Here is a 21700-nt window from a genome sequence, read left to right as displayed (position 1 = left end):
CAACCTTTCCTTTTTTAAATCCACCTAAACTCCCAAAAACCATTAACTTGCAGTATGCTCGTTCATGGTGATACCATCAAACTCCTGAGAATTCCTTTCTCGTTTTTTCTGATGCCGCTTTTTCTCTTTGCTTACAGCCAGGCGGAAACGGTGGTGCATCATGAGGCTCTTTTTGCTTTTCTGATCATTCATTTGCTGGTATATCCGGCCAGCAACGGCTACAATAGCTATGTGGATAGGGACGAGGAGAGTATCGGCGGGCTGGAAAAACCGCCCATGCCTACCATCCAGCTTTTTTATGTGACCATTTTTCTCGACCTCGCCGCAACCTTTCTGGCACTGGTTTTCGTAAATACATTGTTTGCGGGCTGCTTGCTGCTGTATATCCTGGCTTCCCGGGCATACAGTGCCAGGCAGATCAGGCTAAAAAAATACCCGTTCATTGGTTTTCTGACCGTCGTCGTATTTCAGGGGGCTTTTACCTACTATATGTCCATCGCAGGTATTTCGGGGCATGCACTGGAAATGAGCACGGGGAATATCTTCGTGCTGCTGGGCTGCTCTTTCCAGATCGCCGGGGCGTACCCGCTCACGCAGATATACCAGCACCGGCAGGACCTGAAAGACGGCGTAATATCCCTGAGTTACAAACTGGGCTACCGGGGCACATTTCTGTTCACGGCGGCGATGTTTTTGCTCTGTAATGTCTTTTATTATTTGTATTTTACATCCAGGGGACTTGGAATGATTTTTTACATTGTCCAGGTATTCTTTATCCCCATTGTAGGCTGGTTTGGATACTGGTTTTACCTGGTCTGGAAAGACACCAGCGCGGCAAATTTCAGGAATACGATGCGGATGAACCTGATTGCGGCGGTCTGCATGAACAGTTGTTTTATAGTACTTATCATTATTAACAGAAACCCTTTGAGTTATATATCAGCTATTGAAACGGCCGTTCCCGACCATAGTTATTCCCAGGAGGCACTGACGGCTTTTTACACCCAATCGACGGACGACATTACATATAAAAGAAAGATCAGGATCGTGGCCGGGAAAACCGGGATCGAAAGGAGGTATTCGGTGATCGGCGATTTTGAGAAAGAACCGGAGGATTATACTTTTTTCAACAAAACCGCTTCCCTGCTGCCAGAGCCCAGCCTTACCCAGCGCATGCAGCTCTACCAGGAGCACGCCACCAGCCTTTCCAGAAAAGCCATTGAAAAAATAAAGGATTTTGATACCTTAAAAAATACGCTCACCCACCTGATCACTGTTACCTGCACCGGACTTTTTGCGCCCGGCCTGGACGTGGAGCTGATGCGCGAGCTGAGACTGAACCCGGCGATACAGCGGAGCAGTGTCAATTTTATGGGCTGCAATGCTGCGATCATCGCCCTCAAAAATGCCGACGCGATCTGCAAAAGCCAGCCCGGTTCCAAAGTACTGGTCGTATGTACCGAACTTTGCACGATCCATTTTCAAAAACAATATAACGACGATTACCTGCTGTCCAACCTTCTTTTCGGCGACGGGGCGGCGGCTGTGCTGGTCACTTCCAAGCCAGGCGATACGTATTTGCACGAGGTGAAGATCGACTCTTTCAATTCCCTGGTTTTGCATAATGGCTATTCGGATATGGCCTGGCGGCTGTCGGAAACGGGTTTTATCATGAACCTCACTTCCTACGTGCCCGACCTGATCCGGAAGAATATCAAACCTATGCTCAATGCCATCGGTCTTAATCCGGAAGACTACAAACACTGGGCAGTGCATCCCGGCGGGAAGCGGATCATCGACGACTTTGCCCTCGCTCTCGAACTCGACAAATGCTTCCTGGCACCGACTTACAATGTGCTGAAAAATTACGGGAACATGTCGTCGCCTACGGTGCTTTTTGTGCTGAAAGAAGTGCTGGAAAAAACCAAGCCTGAAAACCGCGGCAACCGGATTTTTGCGGCGGCATTTGGCCCGGGGCTGAGCATCGAGACCATGCAGCTGCAATATGTTTAAATCCCGCAGCAACCAGAAAGAACTGCTCGACCAGGAAGAAATCCCTGCCGGAGACCTGTACCAGAATCTGCGCGAACTGGATTTTATTAACCATTGGCTCGGCGGCTATGCAGTATCGTTTGCAGCTTTGAAGAAAATCATCCCTTCGGGCAGCGCCGGTAAATCTTATACACTTGTAGATATCGGCTGCGGGGGAGGGGATACTTTGAAAAGGATCAGCAAATGGGCGAAACGCACCGGTTTGCAGCTCGATCTGAACGGGATCGATATCAAGCCGGTTTGTATCGATTATGCGAGATCCAATGTAAAGAATGCGCAGGTCCGGTTCATTTGCGACGACTACCGGAATTTTTTTAAACATATACCGCAGGCGGATATCATTCATGCATGCCTGTTTTGTCACCATTTAACTGAAAATGAACTTGTTGATCTCATCAGGTTTGCATTGACGAACAAATCCACACTGGTGATCAACGATCTGGAACGTAATCCGCTGGCCTACTATTCGATAAAATGGCTAACCCGGCTTTTTTCCAGATCATATCTGGTCAAAAACGATGCGCCGCTCTCGGTTTTAAGAGGTTTTAAAAAAAAGGAATTGAAGTCGATCATAGAGAAATCCGGGGCGGCACGATATTCTGTGTATAACAAATGGGCATTCAGGCACGAGGTGATTATATATGGAAACACAGAGTGAATCTTATGATTGCGCGATAATCGGTGGCGGACTGGCGGGGCTTTGCCTGGCTGTGCAGCTGGCCGAAAATGGTATTTCCGTTATTTTGTTTGAAAAAAACCATTATCCTTTTCACAAGGTCTGCGGGGAATATATATCCATGGAAAGCTGGGATTTTCTTAAAAGCCTGGGCCTTACCCTCGACAGATTACATCTTCCCCTGATCACGCATCTCGGGGTCAGTTCCGAAAAAGGCTTTATGCTCAGTCAGGCGTTGCAGCCCGGCGGATTTGGGATCAGCCGGTACAGCCTGGACCATTATCTCAGCGAAATTGCAAGCCGGAAAGGTGTAAGAATTTTACAGGGCTGCCGCGTCAGTTCGGTCAACCGCCCCACTACGGGAGGTTACGAAATCCAGACCTCACAAGGAAGCTTCACTTCTCGTATTCTTTGCGGAAGCTATGGTAAATACACCCCGGCTTTCATGGATAATGGTGTCGAAGATGGGGTTAAAAGTGAAAACGGGAATAATTTTATCGGGGTCAAATACCATGTAAAAGCGGATCTTCAGCCGGACCGGATCGAGCTGCATAATTTTCGTGACGGCTACTGCGGCATATCCAAAGTCGACCGCGACTGGCATTGCCTGTGTTACCTTACCACCGCCAAAAATCTGTTGGAAAACGGGAAGGATATCAGGCAAATGGAGGAAAATGTGCTTTTTAAAAACCCTTTTCTCAAAGAATATTTTACCAATTCGGCATTCGTCAGCCGCCAGCCGCTGGTGATCAGCAATGTAGGTTTCAGCAAGAAAAAGACGGAAAGCGAGGGCATTTTCCTCCTGGGCGATGCGGCGGGCTCGATCACTCCTTTGTGCGGAAACGGCATGAGTATGGGGATGCGGGCTTCCAAAATCCTGGCCGGGGAGCTTTTGAAATTCTTCAAAAGCGAACAGTCGCAGGAGCAGGCAGCGGCAAGGTATGAAGCAGCCTGGAGCCGGGCTTTTGATAAAAGGATCACTGCAGGATATTACCTCCAGAGCTTATTCGGGAAAAGAAATACAACGCACTTTGCTTTGAAGATACTGGCTAAAATGCCCGCATTGACCAGCAAACTGGTCGCCCTAACCCACGGAGAGCGGTTTTAGGGACTCTTCCTTTTCTACGGAGTATCTGCTCATCAAAAATTCAAACAGGAAAGTATTGAGCATCAGCATCAGCATTCCGTAAAAAATATCCTCAAAGGGAATTGTCAGCAACCTGAAACCCATATTTTCAGTATTGTTATACCAAACAATGGGTTCGTCGGGCCCCGTGCCGGTGAGGATACCGTTGACGATAAAAAACGGGATCAGCAGGAACATGTGAGAGAAATAAAAGAGGCTCAGCCACTTCACTTTGAAGACGAATTTGATCAATAAGATAAAAACGGTGAGTCCGGCGGCTGTCCAGGAAGTGTAGAGCCGGTCGTGGAATATTACCCCCAGTAAAACTGTGATCGCCAGGATGATCCAGGTAATTGTATTTTCTTTTTTTAGCCGGTAATCAGTGCCGACGTAAACCCGGAAACAAAAGTAGGAAAACAGGCAGGCATAGGGAATGCAGACGAAAAACAGGATCTCTTCAATGGGCAAATGAAAGAAATAAATGCCTGTCAGGTATTTTGGATTAAAACCCCACACACCTATCTGCGTAAAGTGGCTGTCCCAGATTACAAAAGGAACGGTAGCCAGCAGGATCGCCGGCCACAGCATCTGCCAGTTTTTGTACAAAGCAATTTTCGGGTGAAACGAAGCCAGAAGCGGCACCGATATCGCGCCCAGATCGACGAGCAGGTAAGTGAAATTCATTTAACAGCCTGTGATTTTGCTTCCCTGAAATATTTTAACGGAACCCAAAGCATCCCGAAACACTCGCCTTCATGTTTTCCCAAGTGCTTGTGGTGCATTTTGTGGGCTCTTCGGATCGCTTTCAGATAAACCGAATCCGTTTTCCGGAACATTTTGAAACGTTGGTGAATAAAAATATCATGGACCAGAAAATAGGCAAACCCATAAATCGTGATACCGAGCCCGATCCAGAACAGGTAATTGAAACCTGCTTTCAAGCCGAATAGCAGACAGGTAATGCCGGGCGTGGCAAAAATGACAAAGAAATAATCGTTTTTTTCAAAAAAATCGCCATCGTCGCGCTGGTGGTGATCGTGATGCAAAAACCATAGAAATCCATGCATCAAATACTTATGAGCCAGCCAGGCCACACATTCCATGGCAACGAAGGAGGCAATAACTATGAGGATGTTTGTAAGCATATCTTTTTGGCTGTTGGCTATCGGCCGCCGGCTTTCTAATTTTTTTGGATTGTCGACTATCAAAACTGGCTGATAGCTGATAGCCGGCAGCCGATAGCTTCAAGATTTAATTTTGTTAACCACCGAACACTTATCTGATGCCCGACAGCCGGTCGCCGACCGCCGACAGCCTCCCGGCTACATCATTGAAGCAGATCTTAAACCATTCGGTGTAATCGCTCGGATTGTTCGCCAGGTCTGTTTTGATATCGGCCATTTTCATATAGCGGTAACCGCCTACTTCTGCCGGGTTAATGTTGGGAACCGCATCAGAAATGCCCCAGAACACGTGATCCAGCTCGTTTTCGGTCAGGCCGTTTTCAAGCACTACCTTATATTGAAATGTATAAAGAAACTGCAGGTCGGTCTGAATACCCATTTCTTCATCCAGCCTGCGCACTGCCCCGTGGTGGCTCGTCTCCTCGGGCAACGGGTGGCTGCAACAGGTATTGGACCAGAGGCCTTCGGAGTGGTATTTGCCGAATGCCCGCTGTTGCAAAAGCATTTCACCTTTTGAATTAAAAATAAAAACGGAAAATGCGCGATGCAAAACACCTTTCTGATGTGCTTCCAGCTTCGGCATCAGGCCGATCTGAACATCATCTTCATTGACCAACACAACTTTATCACTCATATATCGCGGATTTAGGGCTTGATTGTTTATTCTTTAATGTTTCTGATCGTTGTTGACACAACAAAGAAACGTCATAAAAGATCAAACTGGTGCCTTAAAAGAGAACGAAACATCAAACCGATTTTATCGTGGTCAGGAATTCTGATCCGGGCATCCATCACTTTTTCGGGTGGCGTTTCCTTGATCCGTAAAAACAGTTTCAGGTAATAGTAGTAGGCAAGGTACACGCCCCGCCTTGCTCCCGAAGGCAGTTTTTTGATCCCGATCAGCGCCTGCCTGAAATCCTGCTCTATCTCCAGTTGGATGATATCCTTATCCACATTCGAAAAATTATTAAAATTGACACCCGGGAAATAAGTCCGTCCAAGGTCCTGGTAGTCAGCTTTGAGATCGCGCAGAAAGTTGACTTTCTGAAAAGCCGCGCCGAGTTTCATGGCATAGGGTTTCAGTTCGTCGAAAAGCTGGTTATTGCCTTCTGTGAAAACCCGCAGGCACATCAGCCCAACCACTTCTGCCGAACCGAGGATATATTCCTGATAAGAGTCTGTCGAATGATCTTTCTGCCGGAGGTCCATTTCCATACTTTTCAAAAAGGTATCGACCAGCTCCCATTCGATATTGTAATTGTGCACCACGTGCTGGAAACTGTTCAAAATCGGGTTGATACTGATTTTTTGCTGGATAGCTTCCAGGGTATCCTTTCTGATTTTTTCCATCAAAAACTCCTTGTCGAAATCGTGAAAGCTGTCCACGATCTCGTCAGCCAGTCTTACAAAACCGTAAATACCGTAAATGGGCGAATGAAATTTTTGTTTCAGGAAATATATGCCGAGGGAAAAGGATGTACTGTACAACTGGGTGGTCCTTTTGCTGCAAGAGTCCGATAAATTGTCGAAAAGGATTTTCATAACTTATCTGTTTAGGAATTTTAGAAGTTCGTTTGCGGCAATACGTCCCGAGATGATAGCGGGAGGAACGCCTGGGCCTGGAACGGTCAATTGGCCGGCATAGAAGAGGTTGCCTACTTTTTTACTTTTTAATTTCGGTTTAAATATCGCCGTCTGCATCAGTGTGTTAGCCAGACCGTACGCGTTGCCTTTGTAAGCATTGTAATCAGTGATAAAATCGGAGGTCGCATAACTCTTTTTAAAAACCACCTGGCTCCTGATGTCTTCTCCTGCAAACTTTTCGAGCCGCTCCATCAATAACTGATAGTATTGCTCGCGAACGTTTTCCGGATCGTTCAGGCCGGTAGCGATCGGCATCAGCACAAACAGGTTTTCCGATCCTTCGGGCGCAACCGACTGATCGGTTTTGGAAGGACAGCAAACATAGAATAACGGCTTGGCAGGCCATTTTTTATCTTTATAAATTTCGATGGCGTGCTGTTCAAAATCTTCATCAAAGAACAGGTTGTGGTGCCGCAGCCGGGCGATTTTTTTGTTGATACCCAAATAAAAAAGCAGACAGGAAGGAGCAAAAACCCGGTTTTCCCAGTATGACTCCGGGTAGGAGCGGTAATCTTTTTCAAGCAGGGCCGTTTCTATATGATGGTAATCGGCGGAACCGACCACCGCTGCCACTTTTTTGCAAAAGCCGTTTGCATGCAGGTGGCTGATATTCCCGTTGGAGATCTCTAGTTTTTCAACCTTTTGTGAATTCCTGAATTGAACGCCTGCATTTTGTGCGATTTTTTTGAACGCGTCCGCAACTTTGCCGAATCCGCCCATCGGATAATAGGTCCCCTGTTTCAAGGCGGAAAAATTCATCAGACTGTAAAGTGCTGGCGTATCCTGCGGCATAGCACCGAGAAACAGTACCGGAAACTCGATCAATGCCAGCAAGCGCGGATCTTTGAAATACTGGCGGGCATGTTTGCTGAGCGAGGTGAACAGCTGCAGTTTCAGCGCGTCCGTAAAAAGCTTGAAGCTGAAAAACTCGGTGATCGAATGCCCGGGTTTGTAAACCATGTCGAGCATACCGACATTGTATTTGAACTCGCCTTCCGCAATGAATTTCCGCAATTTTGCGGCGCCTCCTTTTTCGGTATTTTCAAATAATTCGCATACATCCTCGAAACTCGCGGGGATATCCATTACATCATTGGCCCCGAAAATGACCGCAAACCCCGGATCGAGTTTTTTTAATTCATAAAAATCAGCAGCAGTATGGCCGAAAAGCTGGAAATAACTTTCATACACGTCGGGCATCCAGTACCAGCTTGGCCCCATGTCAAATACAAAACCATCCTGCGAAAATGTCCGCGCCCTGCCGCCGTTTTCGGGATTTTTTTCAAAAACGGTTACGGCATTTCCCTTCGCAGCCAGCACAGCCGAAGCAGCCAGGCCCGAAAAACCAGATCCGATTACCGCTATTTCCGCCGGTGCATTCAATATATTATGGTCACTATTCGTCATTGTGCGCACTCAGAATTTCAATCAGCCCTTCAATGGTCCCGATCGGGGTAATGTTGTTTTCCAGCGCGAGTTGCATCACAGGCGCGCCGCCACCTGAAACGCATACCCTTGCCTCTGAAAAATCTTTGCTCAGATTTTCCAGCAGGGACGCGCGTTCATTTTCGGGCTGGTTGCCCACAAAAAAGGAATAGATATGGGTGGGATTGCTTTTCTGCACCACATGTGACAAATCCTGATAAGGCACCCGCGCGCCCAGGTAAATTACGCTTTTCCCGTACAAACGGATCAAGTAATGCGCAAATAAAAGACCAATTTCATGATCTTCTCCCTCGTGCAGGAACAGTACCCAGTTCTGGTCCGGATTTGGGGGGAAAGGCAGGGCATCGACGGCGGAAAAAAGCTTTTGCCGGATCAGATTGGATAAAAAATGTTCCTGAGAGGGGAGCAGATCGTCCTTCAGCCAGAGCAAACCAGTCCGGACGAGCAGCGGATATATGATCTTGACATAAGTCTTTTTCAGGCTGAACCGCTTCACGGCTTGGGTAAAAATCTGATCAAAAAGCGGTACGTCGTAAGTAGCGATTGCGATCAGCGCCTGGTTGACCAGCGCTTCCACATGCACGTCGCTCTGAAAGGAGCCGGCAATTATCTTATCGATTTCTTCTGCCAGTTCGGCCGTGTTCAGCTTGCTGATCTTCGAGATCTTCATCCCGGTGTTCAGCAATGTGCAGACATTCAGGAGCTTTTTCAGATGATCATCATTATAAAACCTGATGTTAGTTTCTGTGCGCTCTGGTTCCAGGATGCCGTAGCGCTGCTCCCAAATCCGGATAGTATGGGCTTTGAGGCTGCTGATGCGTTCAAGATCTCTGATGGAATATACAGACATTTTGTTTAGAGTTTTTCAAAAATAGTTAAACAAAATTATTTTATCAGATATTTTGCAGAAAAATAAAATTTTGCCATTACATTTGATATTAAAAGTATCTTATGTTTGATTTTTAAAATATCAACTATTATGGGAGCTCACGAAATGTATTGGTCAGTAAACATTAAATTTTTGCGCCTGCGCCGAAGGCTGAGCCAGGAAGCACTGGCCGAAAAGCTGGGTATCAGCCGGGTGAAATTAAATGCACACGAAAATGGGAGGACTTCCAATCCTACTATTGATGATCTTATCAATTTTTCCGAGCTGTTCAGGATCAGTATTGACAGCCTTTTAAAAATCGATCTGGGCAAGCTTTCTGACCAGAAGCTCAAAGACCTTGAAGAGGGGAGCGAGTTGTTTATGAGAGGCAGCCAGATCCGGGTACTGGCCGTCACGGTCGACAAAGAAGAGAAGGAAAATGTGGAATACATCCCGGTTCAGGCGAAAGCAGGGTACCGGTCAGGTTACAGCGATCCCGAATTTCTGGCCAAAATGCCGAAGTTCAATCTCCCCAACCTCCCCAAAAACGGCACATTCCGGATGTTCCCCACCGTAGGGGACTCCATGCTTCCGGTGCCTGAAGGAAGTGATATCATCACCCGCTACGTCCAGGACTGGACCAGTCTGAAACCCGAAACGCCCTGTATTGTGATTTTAAAGGGGGATCAGGATTTTGTTTTCAAACAGGTGACCATTCAAAAAGATGGCACAATGGTACTGCAGTCTTTCAATAAACAATACTTTGCCTACACCGTACCCGTTTCGGAAGTGATCGAACTCTGGGAATATTACAGTTTCCACAGCAAGCAGCTTCCCGAGCCGCAGACAGATATGCAACAGCTGATGAAGATGCTGCAGGAAATGCAGATGGAGATCAAGGAAATCAAGAGCCTGCCACTATCAAAATAATTGTAATGTTGAATGTAACTAACAGTATAGTCCTGCTTATCTGTGATTTTGCTCATAAGAGGGTATGAGAAATGTTATATTTTTAAATTACCCCGGAATTTGTGACTACAAGGCCTATTTGTAGAAGTAGTCAAATGTTTTAAGGCTATTTAAGTTATATTGAAGGTTTTAATGTAGAATAGTTGAATTTGAATGTAGTAAGTAAATCTATAATGAACTAGATGTTATATCGTAGTTGAAATCAAACTATTGATAATGTTCAATTTTTCTATTTTGGCCATACCCCCGAAAAATCCGAGATAACCCCAAGTTGACAACTCCTTGTCACAAAAAAAATGCCCGATTTTGGGAGGCATTATACTTTCGTTGAGTAATCAGAACACAACGCTCGATAATGTCTTCCAAACTTCTCCTCATCAGTTTTTTAGCAGCTTCATCTTTTCAAGTGAACCGTGTGCAAGCACAAAGCCCTACATCTGCCGCCCGGCGATTTAACATTTTCGTGAAAGGTAACGCCACATTAACCTCTAGCGAAACGGAAGGCCCTATTGCCGTTGGAGGTAATCTTACCACCAATCAGTACCAGATCAGCTTCAACCCGGAACACGGGGTATTTTTCACAAACAACGCCTCCATCGGACTTGCGGTCCGGGGGGGCGTGAAGCTGAACAACGGAAGCCTGACTGTGAACGGAAACAACTATGTGAAGATAGGAAAGTGGATATCGGCAGATGAATCAGCAACGAGCCTGAAAGTCTGGTACCGAGACAACAACAATGCAGCATCAACAATCCGTATTACCGGATCAAACAACGGATATTCCGATACTCCCAATATCACCATCAACGCAAACCTTACTACCTGGAACCCCAATGTAAGTGAAAGCGTAAACCCTGTTTTTGAGAATATTTTTGGCACAGGTGAAAACCAGATCGATATAGACGGTGCATTTACCGCCATGGCCAAACGCTCCGCCCAGCTTGCTACCTTAAAAGACAACCTGGCTATTCTCGATCAGAACGGCAACCCGATACCCGGCGCACTCACAGGTCCTTACCTTGATCCTTCGGTTTTCGGTAACAACCCGAAAATAAAAGTTAACCCCAATGCACTGAATGTACTGACTGTGTCCGCAGCAGTATGGAATTCAATCCAGAATTCGAACATAGAATACATCCCTGCGGGGCCTTCACTCGGACAAAAAGAATATACCGGCGCTTTCGGACTGGTGGTTAATATTGTGGATTTTCCTGCCTTCGCTTCTAAAAATGGAAATTCCATCATCAATTTCCCCGGCTTCGGCGGATTGTCTGACGCACAGGGAAGTTACGTGATCTACAACTTTCCCGATGCCACAAGCACCATTACCCTTGGCGGAAACACGCCGATCCATGGCACTATTTTCGCGCCTCAGGCCGACCTGATCAAAGAAAACAATGGAAATATAAATGGTCAGGTGATTGCCAAAAGTTTTATGCACAACCGGGATGAGGTCCACTTCTGGCCGTTCCTTCCGTCCATTCCCGAACCATCTACTTCGCTTCCCGTAACCCTCGCCAGTTTCACTGCCCAAAAAGAAAACTGCAATGTCAATCTTAAGTGGAAAGTTACCGAAGCGACAGATTTCTCGCACTTTATGGTTCAGCGGTCACCGGATGCAAAAAACTTTACTTCAATCGCCCGTATCAATTATGACGCTGATCAGAAAGATTACAGTTTCACAGATTCGCCTTTCTCAGGTGAAAACGCTCCTTCAAAAAATTATTACTACCGCCTGCAGCAGGTAGACACCGACGAAACCTTCGATTACAGCACCATACGCAACGTGGAAGCAGGCCAGTGCGATGCAAGACTTGAGGTGGATTTTTATCCAAATCCTACTCAGAACGAACTCCGCGTAAAAAGCCATTCTCCCGTAAAAATGCTTGAAATCTTCTTTATGAACGGAAAGCAGATCTACCGGATGATGCTGGCAGATAAAGAGACGGAAATCAAAGTGGATGTCCAGGCTTTTGCACAAGGCATGTACATCGTGAGCATTGTAAATGGTGAAGGAAAATACTCCTCTAAACTATTAAAGAAATAAAGATCTTCTTATTCAGCGTTATGTGAAAATGTGAAAGGTGCCGGTATTTTACCGGCATTTTTTTTGGTTGACGGTTTTTAAACCAGCTTCCTGCCTTTCCATTCATATTCAGGCTTTTGTGCGGCAAGTCCGAAAAAGCAGACATAAAAAGAATAGAAAACCTGTGTGACCGGAATGTATAATAGGGAAGCCGGTTTTTGAAGGAATCTTAAAACGGTACCCAGGAAAAACCACTCCGGGATACATTTGGCTGCAATTAAAATAAGAAAAGGGGCGCCGCCAAGATTGCCCGAAATGCACAATAAGCCTGCAAGCAATAATGAGAAATTGCAGGAAAAGATATACAGTGCAAGTATGAGCGGGGTTTTGCTTTGATAGTGCTTCCACTTGCTGGCCCACCGTTTTCGCTGGCGAAAAAACTGTCCCCAGCTTTTATGAGGCTTCGTACTGACAATGGCAGCAGGATCTTTCAGAAAATAAATACCGCCGGGATAGCGGGCCGCAATTTTGTGCATCAGAAACTCGTCGTCACCAGAAGCTATATGCTTAACTCCCTCGAAACCATTCACTTCTTGGAATACTTCTTTTTGATAGGCAAGATTTGCACCGTTGCACAGGGATGGATGCCCGGCTGAAATAGCGGCCGCGCCGCTGCCGATCAGGCTGGCAAATTCGACGGTCTGTAGATGATCGGTCAGTGAAGTTTCCTGCGTGAATGTTACCGGAGAACTGATCAGTTTTGCACCAGTGGCCGCATAACTTGCTGCGATGGATTGCAGCCAGCCGCTCCCGACCCGACAATCGCCGTCGGTAGTGACGATGAGGTTTCCGCTTGCATGAGTAATCGCCGTTTCGATCGCTCGTTTTTTGGGAGAAGTGGTAGGGATGTCGGGCAGGGAAATCAGTCTGATCGTATAATTGGAAATAGCTGCATATTGACGGACAATTTCGGCGGTATTATCTACCGAGCTGTCGTCTGTTACAAGTAATTCAAACTGGTTTTTTGGGAATATTTGCTGACTGAGATCTTCCAGCAGGAACTTGATATTTTCTGCCTCATTGCGCACCGGCACGATGACCGATATCCAAACTGCTTCCGTATTGACGTCGGATCCGACAGGTTTTATTCTTTTCCAGAGGAACAAAAGCATAAACGTAAATATTGCGTAGCTCATGATCAGGAACGACAACAAAGGGATGAGCCAGGAAAGCAGGTAAGTTTGAACCATGAGCTGATGTCCGCTTTTCAGGATTTATTACGTTTCCATTTATATCTCCAGATCAGGAATATACCAACCAAGATTGGTCCCAGGACATTCAGTATCCAGACCAGAAAAGTGGCCGTGATAATTTCTTCCGGCGGCAGGTTATAATGTTTGAAAACCAGCAGGGCCGTAAATTCCCGCAGGCCAAGATCTCCCAGTACGTTAATAGCGGGTATCAGGGTTTTTGCAAGAAATATCAGCGAAACACAGGACGCAAGTTCGGCATAGGAAACAGGAAACTCAAAAAGCGACAGCGCCAGCACAAACTGTGTAAGGAAAACCAGGTAACGCAGGGTTCCATATAAAAGTGAAACCAGCAGTTCCGATCCGGTATAATTCCCGATGATTTTCAGGTAGGAATGTAGTTTTTGAAAAACCGGTTTTTGGGGATGCCAGCTGGTCAGCGGTTTCCTGAATAACACTACAATGTAGCCAAGCACAATACATACGATCAAAAGTATACTCAACCAGAGTTTGCTCTGTTCGGGGAATTCGAGATTCTGCCGCAAATGAAACCAGCCGGCCGCACCGAAGATCAGGGAAACATAGAACTGAATGCCGTTGGAAACGATAGCCGCTCCGATGGCTTCGAGCCGGCGATCGGATCTGAGCACTGCAATGCGCCCGATGGTATCGCCCAGCTGTGCAGGCGCTGCTACGCCCACGGCCAGGCCCGTCAGTGTGCCGCGGAATGCCGACCAGAAATTGATTTTCACAACTTTATTCGCCAGCTTTTGCCATTTAAGACTTTCCAGTGCCCAGTTGACAGGAACGAGCACAAGCATCAGAAGGAATACAGGAATATGGACTTTTGAAAAAATACTTTTCAGTACGTCCCCTACGTCGGCAACGCCTTTTTGTTCATTTTGGAAGGTTTTATAGATGTAGCTAAGGATCAGCAACGTCACCACCAGCTTGCCCAGCCAGAACAGGTTTCGCCAGTTTCTTTTTTCTTTCGGAGAGGAGAGTTCCTTATCTTGCAACATGATTAGAATGCAGCAGGCCGACGCTACCGAAAAGGTGATTATTGGAGTGGATCCCGGTACCCAGGTGATGGGTTACGGGGTAATATCGGTGAAAGGTCAGGAAATCTCGCTGGTTCAGTATGGTGTGATTCATCTGAGCAAATATACTACCCACGAACTGAAGTTGAAGAAAATCTTTGAACGCATCTCCCAGCTGATCGAGGATTACCTGCCCGATGAAATGGCGATTGAAGATCCGTTTTACGGAAAAAATCCCCAGTCCATGCTCAAACTCGGTCGCGCACAGGGCGTGGCTATGGCGGCGGCGTTGGCCCGGAACATTCCCATAGTAGAGTACTCACCCAAAAAAGTGAAACAGTCGGTGACCGGCAGCGGTAGCGCTTCCAAAGAACAAGTGGCCTATATGCTGGAAAAAATCCTTAAAATGGAGCTCAGTAAGGAATTTATGGATGCTACCGACGGGATTGCCATCGCGATTTGTCATCAGTATCATGCCAATTCTCCGGCCGCAGTGGCATCGGGGAGTTCCAAAAAATCTAAAAAAGGAGGCTGGGGCGCTTTTGTAACAGAAAACCCGGGCCGGATAAAGTGACCCGGAATTTCCGCACTTACCTGACCATTTTCAGCGATTTTCTGAATTGTCCCGCTTCCAGCTGGTATACATATATGCCTGATGGAATCCCATTTCCGTTTATTTCTGCGAAGTGCCAGCCCGGACCGAAGCTGCCTTTTTTTAACTGCGCCACCTTCTGGCCGGTACTGTTGTACAAATCCAGTTGTATGTCCTGAGCCTGGGGAAGGTAAAATGCGATCTCTGTGGAGGCACCTGCGGGGTTAGGTGTATTCTGCAGCAAAGTAATTTCGCCGGGCTGGTCCAGCGTTACCGGAATAAGCCCGGATTTTGTTTTACAGCCGGCAGTATTCGTCAGCGTAAGAGAATATTCCCCGGATTTGTCGACTACGAGCGACTTGCCGGTTGCATTGACAATATCCGCCCCATTGACCTGCCACTGGTAGGATAACCCGGCACCCTCTTTCGCAATCAATGTGGTTTTGAACCTTCCCGTTTCGACTTTGCTTACTTCGGCTGGCACCGGCGGCGCTACAAGAAAAGCTTCACTTTCATTGCTGACGATTTCAGGATTAGTTGTATGGGTGCGAAGCCGGTAACTCCCATTTTTAATGGTATCAGGCAAAATGGTACTGAGCTCGTTTCCGGATTGCATGGTTACCGGAAGGGATATCTGGTGTCCATTTGCGGTATTGATCAGTGAGAAACCAAACTGGTTATCTTTGGCAAAAGTAGAATTGGAAGTGACGGTCACAGACAGGCTTTCCCCCGTACAATAGCTGGCTTTGGGTTCAAACCGCTGGATCTTATTTTCATCAAAAGTATGAATTTCGCCTCCGCTGGTGAGAATGAGCAGCTGATCGTGGAAAAAAGTAATGTCAAAAGGTTCTTTCAGGAAATTCAGCCCGTCACCGTAAACGCTTGTCTTGTTGTCTTTCATTTTGATGAGCGAATACCCATCATAATCCTGGGCTTCCAGCCCGACAAACTTGTAGGTAGCCGCCCACAGCTGGTTGTTTTTATCAAAAATAATTTTCTGCACAGGGTAATAGGTTAATTGTTCGATTCTTTCCCAGCGCTGGCTTGTTTTGTTCAATCGCACCACGCCCCAGTCGCCGTAAGCGTAACAAGTTTGTTCATTGTCGAAAGCGATCCCTTTTAGTCCCTCGGTATTTGGGAAAAAGGGTTGGGAAATCCACTGGTTATTCTGCAATGACCACACCCCGCCATTATCCATAATCGCCCACACCTGGTCTGCGGAATTCATTTCTACGCAGATTGCCTTGTTGGAATTAAGGCTTGCCTGATCGTAAAACTGCCAGGAACCATTTTGAAACCGCGCTACTCCCCGGCTGTATGTTCTGATAAATAACCCCGCATTTTTGGTAGCTACAATAGCAGCAGGCTCATCATTATAGAAGTACTGGGGCATAGGGTACGATTCGAAGGTATCACCAGACTTTTTCCAAAGTACGTTATTGAAATCCATGATGTACTCTTCTCCACCGGCTGCCGCCCCGAAGAAATTCATGCTGCTGGGAGTTTTCCCTTTTGTTGTGGCTGCGTTTACACTCTGCCAGTTTTTCAGGTCGGTGGTAGAAAAATATCCGCTGGACACATCATAGACGTATAACTTGTTGCCAGCGGTATAAAACCTGTTCTTAACCGCCCAGTCCCTTCTGATCGTCATATATCCAAGAATTGGGGAAACCTGGGTCACAAAGCTGAAACGCTGGTCATTGTATCCTGTATTTAATGTGTAGTTCATCCATTTTGTGTACACTCCCTGTAGCCAGTTTAACCTGGTGCGGACATGGTAGGAGGTACTTTCTTCAAGCTCGGGCATGAAAATGCTCCGGGTTGTCCGCCATTCGTTCATTTGATTAAATGCTGCTGAATCTTTGTAAATGATATTGCTGAATGATGCGTCCGTGGAGATCTCTATGCTTTGTTTCATCCCGGAATGCATGTAAGAAAAATTGGCATCTGTGGCCAGCATAGCCGAACTGGAAATGCCGGTGAGATTGGTTTCACGTGCCAACGTACTGTTGCCCGGGTAGTACAAAAAGCTGGGAAAAGACCACTGGCTCCATGTATTATTTTGGCGGACACGAAGTCTGATGCTGTACCTTCCCCCCAGATATTTGTTCAGCGGAACCTGAAAAGCCTGTCTGGCAGAGCCGGTAGCTGCCAGTTGATGGGTAGCATTGGTGCTGGGGTTCCATTGGTCAATTACCTCGATTTCGTAGGAATCTATATTGCTATATGGGCGAAAATAACCGGTGATCAAACCGAGGTTATCCAGCCTGACGTTCAGAAGCAAAGGTGCGGTACTGGCCTCCGAGAACGGAGGAATATTGAAAGATACAGGGTAGGTCCAGCCTTCCGTACCTGCCATATTTTCGGCACTTAATCTTGCAAAATAACTGCCCGCATTCTGGCCCACAGACTGAAACAGCGATTGCCGGACGATGGTATCTTCGACAATTTGTGAAAACGAAACGTCCCTGGCGATTTGAAAACGGTATTTATCTGCATACAACGGTGCTTTCCATTCAAAGGTAGGCGTGTTGGAAATGCTGCTGTACAAAGCGTCGTGCAAAGAAACACTCTGCGGTACCGCCGGTTTGGTGACCAGCGCATTGAGCTTGAATTCGTTTGTGACCTTTCCCTCCGCATAGTCCCGCATCAGGTTCTGGCAGAGCGGATGAAAGCTGAGCACCGACCGGCAGTAGGACATAATCGAACCGTTCACGTTCTGAGAATAACCGTCCTGGCATTCATTACTGACGCCCTCCAGTACCGTACAACGATCGATCGGGCCGCCGGGCCAGGAGCAATTGTGGGTATGCGGGGAACCGAGGGTATGGCCGAGTTCATGGCACAAAAGATCCACCGTCACTTCCGGATCCTGGGGTACGGGGAAATTGGATGAAGCCATGCGGTATCCGCCGTAAAACCAGCCATACCTGTTTGAAAGGCTCACAACGGCATCTCTCTCGGTGAACCGGTTTGCACTCCAGTACATCAGTACATTGTTGAAGTAATCGATATCCTGTTCCAGCGGATAAGGTTCAGGTTTATCCCAGATCAGTATGTCTGTGATGGTAAGTTTTATGTTGACTTCTTTTTCAAACACAGCCGAAGCTTTTTCAATAAATTCATGTGCCGCTTTGGTGATCAGGGACTTGTCTCCATTGTATGAAAGGTAAGTTTTGTAGTTGATGTCCAGAGCCAGCCGGTACTCCAGTTTGTCTTCGCTGGCAGCACGCGCCCGCGTCAGGTCCTTCACTTTCGCATATTTTTCGAGGTAGTCTGCTACTGCAGAGTCCGGTGTGCCGCAGGAAGGGACCTGTTGGGCGGCGGTGTGTTTTGCCACGCCTGAAAGAAGGAGCAGCAGGAAGACTTTCCAGGTAAAAGATGGTTTCATAAGTTGATAGGAAGCGTATTTATATTTCAGGGCCTATGTTATTATTCCTTGTAAATATAGGACAAGAATTAATAGGTGTGCGTTGCAAAGTTTTACTACAATTTGCTGGAAATGCTGTAAATCGGCCGCTTGGCTGACCAGCATTCACATTAAAAAATTTTTAATGGTACTAATTCAATAAATGCTTCGACTAATCAAACGTTTGTTTGATAAAATCAAACAGTCGTTTGATTTTTATTTTTACCCCTTTTATCTTTGCATCGTCATTAACGAAGTCATTCACATTAAACCTGTTAGTGATGTAATGCTATGGAATACAATGTCAAACAATTGCAGATTATCGAGGTAGCCGAGCGGCTTTTTGCCCAGAAAGGTTTTGCAGGAACGTCTGTGAGGGATATAGCACAGGAAGCGGATGTAAATGTATCCATGATATCCTATTATTTCGGGTCAAAGGAAAAGCTGATCGAAGCCTTGTTTCAGCTGCGTATTTCAGAAACCCGCCTCCGTTTGGAAACCCTGCTGCACAACGACGACCTGAGCCCGATCCAGAAAATATACGTGATGGTAGAAAGTGCGGTAGAGCGCCTGATGGGGAACCAATGCTTCCACAATATTATGATGCGGGAACAGCTTTCATCGGAACGTACGCCCATTATTTCCGATCAGATCATGGACCTTAAAATGCAGAACATAGGGTTGATGAAACAGTTGATTGAAGAGGGGCAGGCCACCGGCGCCTTTCGCAAAAATATCGATATGAGCCTGATGACGACCACGCTTTACGGAACTATCAACCAGGCACTTGCTACCCAGGAGTTTTTCAGGAAAATCAATAATCTGGAAAAAATGAGTGAAGAGGAATTTCAGAAATACCTGAAACGCAAACTGAGCCAGCATCTTAAAAATTTATTCAAATCAACAGTTACCAATGAACACCTCAGCCAGGATTAAAAGAATGGTTTATGTGGCTACCGGAATAGTTCTGATCGTCACAGCCTCTCATTCATATGCCCAAACCCCGCGCACACTTACGCTGGAAGAAGCCATTTCAATGAGTTTACAGAATAGCAAACAACTTAAATTGAGCCAGACAAACGTAGATATCGCGGCACTGAACATCCGCCAGATCAAGGAAAACCAGTTGCCGAGTCTGAGTGTTTCGGGTTCCTATCTGCGTTTGAACACCCCGAATCTTAATCTTAAGATCGGTCAGAGCAGCGACAGTACGGGAGGTTCTGAAAACAGTACTCCCAAAGTAAATCAGGCGATGTACGGAATGGCAAGCGCCTCTCTCCCGATTTTTTCGGGGTTCAGGTTCAAGTACGGACTGGAGTCGGCGCATTACCTCGAACAGGCTGCAAAGCTGGACGCCGAGAGCGACCGGGATGCGATCATCCAAAATGCTGTTTCAGCTTACAGCAATTTATACAAGGCCAAAAAATCGGTAGATCTCGTCGCTGAAAACCTGAGACGCGAGCGCGAGCGGGTGGCTGAATTTACCAACCGTGAAAAAAATGGTATGCTTGCCCGGAACGACCTGATGAAAGCCAAATTACAGGAATCCAATGTGGAGCTGGCCTTGCTCGACGCTGAAAATGACCTGAAAATCACGACGATCAATATGGACCTGATGCTGGGGCTGCCCGAAAATACTTCACTTGCAGCGGATTCGGCGAGTTTTATCAATCTCAAAGACGAAGGTGTTGCCACAGAATGGGAACAAACTGCGCTCACACACAGAAAAGATTTTGCCGCCAACGGCATCCGTCAGAAAGCTGCCGACTCGGATATCCGCGTAGCGAAAGCTGATTTTTACCCAAGTGTCGCGCTGACGGCCGGTTACGTTGCCCTCAATATTCCGGGTGTCGCAGTGATACCCAATGCGATGAACGCCGGTATCGGACTGAAATATGACATCGGGTCGCTATGGAAATCGGGTGCGAAAATTGCCCAGGCCAAGACGCATGTTTACCAGCTGAAAACCAATGAGCAGATCCTGGCAGACAAGATTCATCTGGAAGTCAATACGGCCTACTACAATTATGTATTGAGCAAAAGAAAAATAGATGTGTATGCAAAAGCTGTGGAGCAGGCAGACGAAAATTACAGGATTACTAAAAACAAATACGATAACAGCCTGGTAACCACCACTGAGTTGCTGGATGCAGATGTCGCCCAGGTGCAGTCGCGTATCAATTATGAATCAGCAAAGGCAGATGCGATCGTAGCATACAAAAAACTGGAACAGACAGCCGGCGTCATTAATTAAGGCATGTCGTTACCCGATCATTCAAAATTCAATCATTAGATTTTATATGGAAACCAATCAAAAAACACCGGTTGCAGGCGAAGCCGAACCCAAAAAGAAAAACTATCGCTTCATCATCATTCTCGGGTTACTGATCGCAGTGAGCGGAACATGGGGTTTTACCAAATATAACCACGGGCTGCACCACGAAGAAACAGACGACGCGCAGATCGACGCCAACATCAGTCCGGTAATCCCGAGAATCTCAGGTTATGTAACGGAAATCAAGGTTAAAGATAACCAGGCAGTAAAAAAAGGAGATACGCTCATCGTCCTCGATGACCGCGATCAGCAGATCAAACTCGAACAGGCGGAAGCCGCTCTGGCAGGTTCACGCGGAAACCTGACTTTTGCCAATGCAACTACCACGGCTTCCGAGGCAAGCGGGATTACGTATCAGGCCAATGTATCGATCGTGGAAGCGCAGATCGAGGAAGCAAAAGTGAATGTATGGAGAGCGAACCAGGATTTTGCGAGATATGAAAACCTGATCAAAGACCACTCGATTACGCAGCAGGAATTTGAGCAGGCTTCGGCCACCAAGCAAAAAGCGGAACGTCAGCTGGCAGTGCTCGTTGCACAGAAAAATGCAGCAGAACGTCAGGCAAAAGCCGCTGGCAAACAGACACGCGCTACTTCCGAGCAGACCAGCGTTGCCAACGCCAATATCAAGGCGCGTCAGGCGGATATCGACAATGCGAAACTGAACCTGTCTTATACCGTGATCACTGCACCTGCCGATGGCCGCGTTTCTAAAGTGAATGCACAGCTCGGACAATATCTTCAGGCCGGACAGTCGCTTTTCAGCATCATTTCCACGTCAGAACCTTGGGTGGTAGCGAATTTCAAAGAAACCCAGCTGACTAAAATGAAACTGGGTCAGAAAGTAAAGGTACATGTAGATGCATATCCGGATCATGAATTTGAAGCAACGGTAGCATCTTTCTCGCCGGCAACCGGTGCACGTTTCGCGCTGCTGCCTCCTGATAATGCCAGCGGAAACTTTGTGAAAGTGGTACAACGCCTGCCGGTAAGAATCGAATTTACACAAGCACAGGACCAGCGTATTGCTGAATTGCGTCCGGGAATGAATGTGTTTGTGGATGTTGAGCTAAATTAACAGTA

General features: G+C 46.8%; 18 protein-coding genes. 9 read left to right on the top strand and 9 right to left on the bottom strand.

The features are described from left to right. Positions 1-54: 54 nt before the first annotated feature. The 3 genes from FBF61_RS04235 to FBF61_RS04225 are packed head-to-tail and all read left to right on the top strand — an operon-like array spanning position 55 to position 3836. Positions 55-2013: a UbiA family prenyltransferase gene (locus FBF61_RS04235; protein WP_138475899.1), complete on the top strand. Its 1959-nt coding sequence runs from the start codon at positions 55-57 to the stop codon at positions 2011-2013. Then, positions 2006-2710, top strand: a complete 705-nt coding sequence (locus FBF61_RS04230; protein ID WP_138475898.1) for a methyltransferase domain-containing protein — start codon at positions 2006-2008, stop codon at positions 2708-2710. Before FBF61_RS04235 ends, FBF61_RS04230 begins: the two co-directional genes overlap by 8 nt. After that, positions 2694-3836 carry an NAD(P)/FAD-dependent oxidoreductase gene (locus FBF61_RS04225; protein ID WP_138475897.1) on the top strand — a complete coding sequence of 381 codons (1143 nt, stop codon included), beginning with the start codon at positions 2694-2696 and terminating at the stop codon, positions 3834-3836. Before FBF61_RS04230 ends, FBF61_RS04225 begins: the two co-directional genes overlap by 17 nt. On the opposite strand, the gene FBF61_RS04220 is transcribed toward FBF61_RS04225, so the two are convergent. The 6 genes from FBF61_RS04220 to FBF61_RS04195 all read right to left on the bottom strand — a co-directional run bounded on the left by FBF61_RS04220 (position 3813) and on the right by FBF61_RS04195 (position 8978). Then, positions 3813-4538 (bottom strand): lycopene cyclase domain-containing protein, encoded by a 726-nt coding sequence (locus FBF61_RS04220; RefSeq protein WP_138475896.1) that lies wholly within the window; start codon positions 4536-4538, stop codon positions 3813-3815. The genes FBF61_RS04225 and FBF61_RS04220 overlap by 24 nt on opposite strands. Continuing rightward, positions 4535-4999: a sterol desaturase family protein gene (locus FBF61_RS04215; protein WP_138475895.1), complete on the bottom strand. Its 465-nt coding sequence runs from the start codon at positions 4997-4999 to the stop codon at positions 4535-4537. Before FBF61_RS04215 ends, FBF61_RS04220 begins: the two co-directional genes overlap by 4 nt. A 130-nt stretch (positions 5000-5129) precedes the next feature. Further along, complete coding sequence (idi, locus tag FBF61_RS04210; protein WP_138475894.1) at positions 5130-5672, bottom strand: isopentenyl-diphosphate Delta-isomerase; 543 nt, start codon at positions 5670-5672, stop codon at positions 5130-5132. A gap of 71 nt (positions 5673-5743) precedes the next feature. Next, on the bottom strand, positions 5744-6580 hold the full coding sequence (locus tag FBF61_RS04205) for a phytoene/squalene synthase family protein (protein WP_138475893.1): 837 nt from the start codon (positions 6578-6580) through the stop codon (positions 5744-5746). A gap of 3 nt (positions 6581-6583) precedes the next feature. Beyond that, on the bottom strand, positions 6584-8089 hold the full coding sequence (crtID, locus tag FBF61_RS04200) for a bifunctional phytoene desaturase/3,4-desaturase (RefSeq protein ID WP_138475892.1): 1506 nt from the start codon (positions 8087-8089) through the stop codon (positions 6584-6586). Next, the gene (locus FBF61_RS04195; protein ID WP_138475891.1) at positions 8079-8978 is read right to left on the bottom strand and encodes a MerR family transcriptional regulator; all 900 of its coding nucleotides are present in this window, start codon (positions 8976-8978) and stop codon (positions 8079-8081) included. The genes crtID and FBF61_RS04195 overlap by 11 nt, the downstream gene beginning before the upstream one ends. 129 nt (positions 8979-9107) lie before the next feature. On the opposite strand from FBF61_RS04195, the gene FBF61_RS04190 reads away from it, so the two are divergent. Together FBF61_RS04190 and FBF61_RS04185 are read left to right on the top strand one after the other, a co-directional pair. Then, positions 9108-9926 carry an XRE family transcriptional regulator gene (locus tag FBF61_RS04190; protein WP_138475890.1) on the top strand — a complete coding sequence of 273 codons (819 nt, stop codon included), beginning with the start codon at positions 9108-9110 and terminating at the stop codon, positions 9924-9926. Positions 9927-10320: 394 nt separating this feature from the next. Next, entirely contained in the window at positions 10321-12012 is a 1692-nt protein-coding gene (locus FBF61_RS04185; protein ID WP_138475889.1) for a choice-of-anchor A family protein, read from the top strand. A gap of 77 nt (positions 12013-12089) precedes the next feature. Here the strand turns inward: FBF61_RS04185 and FBF61_RS04180 are convergent, their stop codons facing one another. Beyond that, entirely contained in the window at positions 12090-13241 is a 1152-nt protein-coding gene (locus tag FBF61_RS04180; protein ID WP_138475888.1) for a glycosyltransferase, read from the bottom strand. A gap of 17 nt (positions 13242-13258) precedes the next feature. Further along, positions 13259-14263, bottom strand: coding sequence for a lysylphosphatidylglycerol synthase transmembrane domain-containing protein (locus FBF61_RS04175; protein WP_138475887.1), 1005 nt, complete (start codon positions 14261-14263; stop codon positions 13259-13261). Between the two features lie 7 nt (positions 14264-14270). On the opposite strand from FBF61_RS04175, the gene ruvC reads away from it, so the two are divergent. Further along, positions 14271-14855, top strand: a complete 585-nt coding sequence (ruvC, locus tag FBF61_RS04170) for a crossover junction endodeoxyribonuclease RuvC (RefSeq protein ID WP_138475886.1) — start codon at positions 14271-14273, stop codon at positions 14853-14855. 16 nt (positions 14856-14871) lie between these two features. Here ruvC and FBF61_RS04165 read toward each other — a convergent pair whose 3' ends face one another. Further along, positions 14872-18264: a zinc-dependent metalloprotease gene (locus FBF61_RS04165; protein WP_138475885.1), complete on the bottom strand. Its 3393-nt coding sequence runs from the start codon at positions 18262-18264 to the stop codon at positions 14872-14874. Positions 18265-18573: 309 nt separating this feature from the next. Between FBF61_RS04165 and FBF61_RS04160 the strand changes: the two genes are divergently transcribed. Genes FBF61_RS04160 through FBF61_RS04150 form a run of 3 tightly spaced genes read left to right on the top strand, consistent with a single transcriptional unit; the run spans position 18574 to position 21695 of the window. Next, positions 18574-19218, top strand: a complete 645-nt coding sequence (locus tag FBF61_RS04160; protein WP_138475884.1) for a TetR/AcrR family transcriptional regulator — start codon at positions 18574-18576, stop codon at positions 19216-19218. After that, entirely contained in the window at positions 19196-20536 is a 1341-nt protein-coding gene (locus tag FBF61_RS04155) for a TolC family protein (RefSeq protein WP_229214907.1), read from the top strand. Before FBF61_RS04160 ends, FBF61_RS04155 begins: the two co-directional genes overlap by 23 nt. A 46-nt stretch (positions 20537-20582) precedes the next feature. Then, positions 20583-21695, top strand: a complete 1113-nt coding sequence (locus FBF61_RS04150) for an HlyD family secretion protein (protein WP_138475883.1) — start codon at positions 20583-20585, stop codon at positions 21693-21695. Positions 21696-21700: the final 5 nt, after the last annotated feature.

Origin of the sequence: Dyadobacter bucti (assembly GCF_005869225.1) — a bacterium.
Taxonomy (GTDB): Bacteria; Bacteroidota; Bacteroidia; order Cytophagales; family Spirosomataceae; genus Dyadobacter; species Dyadobacter bucti.
The sequence above is the reverse complement of the archived record's forward strand: the minus strand, read 5'-3'. Positions and strand labels throughout refer to the sequence as shown.

What these genes read in the sequence shown, in the direction of transcription:
- crtID (WP_138475892.1), bottom strand. Translation starts at nt 8,089, where the DNA reads ATGACGAATAGTGACCATAATATATTGAATGCACCGGCGGAAATAGCG.
- FBF61_RS04220 (WP_138475896.1), bottom strand. Translation starts at nt 4,538, where the DNA reads ATGAATTTCACTTACCTGCTCGTCGATCTGGGCGCGATATCGGTGCCG.
- ruvC (WP_138475886.1), top strand. Translation starts at nt 14,271, where the DNA reads ATGCAGCAGGCCGACGCTACCGAAAAGGTGATTATTGGAGTGGATCCC.
- FBF61_RS04165 (WP_138475885.1), bottom strand. Translation starts at nt 18,264, where the DNA reads ATGAAACCATCTTTTACCTGGAAAGTCTTCCTGCTGCTCCTTCTTTCA.
- FBF61_RS04155 (WP_229214907.1), top strand. Translation starts at nt 19,196, where the DNA reads ATGAACACCTCAGCCAGGATTAAAAGAATGGTTTATGTGGCTACCGGA.
- FBF61_RS04205 (WP_138475893.1), bottom strand. Translation starts at nt 6,580, where the DNA reads ATGAAAATCCTTTTCGACAATTTATCGGACTCTTGCAGCAAAAGGACC.
- FBF61_RS04150 (WP_138475883.1), top strand. Translation starts at nt 20,583, where the DNA reads ATGGAAACCAATCAAAAAACACCGGTTGCAGGCGAAGCCGAACCCAAA.
- FBF61_RS04230 (WP_138475898.1), top strand. Translation starts at nt 2,006, where the DNA reads ATGTTTAAATCCCGCAGCAACCAGAAAGAACTGCTCGACCAGGAAGAA.
- FBF61_RS04185 (WP_138475889.1), top strand. Translation starts at nt 10,321, where the DNA reads ATGTCTTCCAAACTTCTCCTCATCAGTTTTTTAGCAGCTTCATCTTTT.
- FBF61_RS04235 (WP_138475899.1), top strand. Translation starts at nt 55, where the DNA reads ATGCTCGTTCATGGTGATACCATCAAACTCCTGAGAATTCCTTTCTCG.
- FBF61_RS04180 (WP_138475888.1), bottom strand. Translation starts at nt 13,241, where the DNA reads ATGGTTCAAACTTACCTGCTTTCCTGGCTCATCCCTTTGTTGTCGTTC.
- FBF61_RS04225 (WP_138475897.1), top strand. Translation starts at nt 2,694, where the DNA reads ATGGAAACACAGAGTGAATCTTATGATTGCGCGATAATCGGTGGCGGA.
- FBF61_RS04195 (WP_138475891.1), bottom strand. Translation starts at nt 8,978, where the DNA reads ATGTCTGTATATTCCATCAGAGATCTTGAACGCATCAGCAGCCTCAAA.
- FBF61_RS04160 (WP_138475884.1), top strand. Translation starts at nt 18,574, where the DNA reads ATGGAATACAATGTCAAACAATTGCAGATTATCGAGGTAGCCGAGCGG.
- FBF61_RS04190 (WP_138475890.1), top strand. Translation starts at nt 9,108, where the DNA reads ATGGGAGCTCACGAAATGTATTGGTCAGTAAACATTAAATTTTTGCGC.
- idi (WP_138475894.1), bottom strand. Translation starts at nt 5,672, where the DNA reads ATGAGTGATAAAGTTGTGTTGGTCAATGAAGATGATGTTCAGATCGGC.
- FBF61_RS04175 (WP_138475887.1), bottom strand. Translation starts at nt 14,263, where the DNA reads ATGTTGCAAGATAAGGAACTCTCCTCTCCGAAAGAAAAAAGAAACTGG.
- FBF61_RS04215 (WP_138475895.1), bottom strand. Translation starts at nt 4,999, where the DNA reads ATGCTTACAAACATCCTCATAGTTATTGCCTCCTTCGTTGCCATGGAA.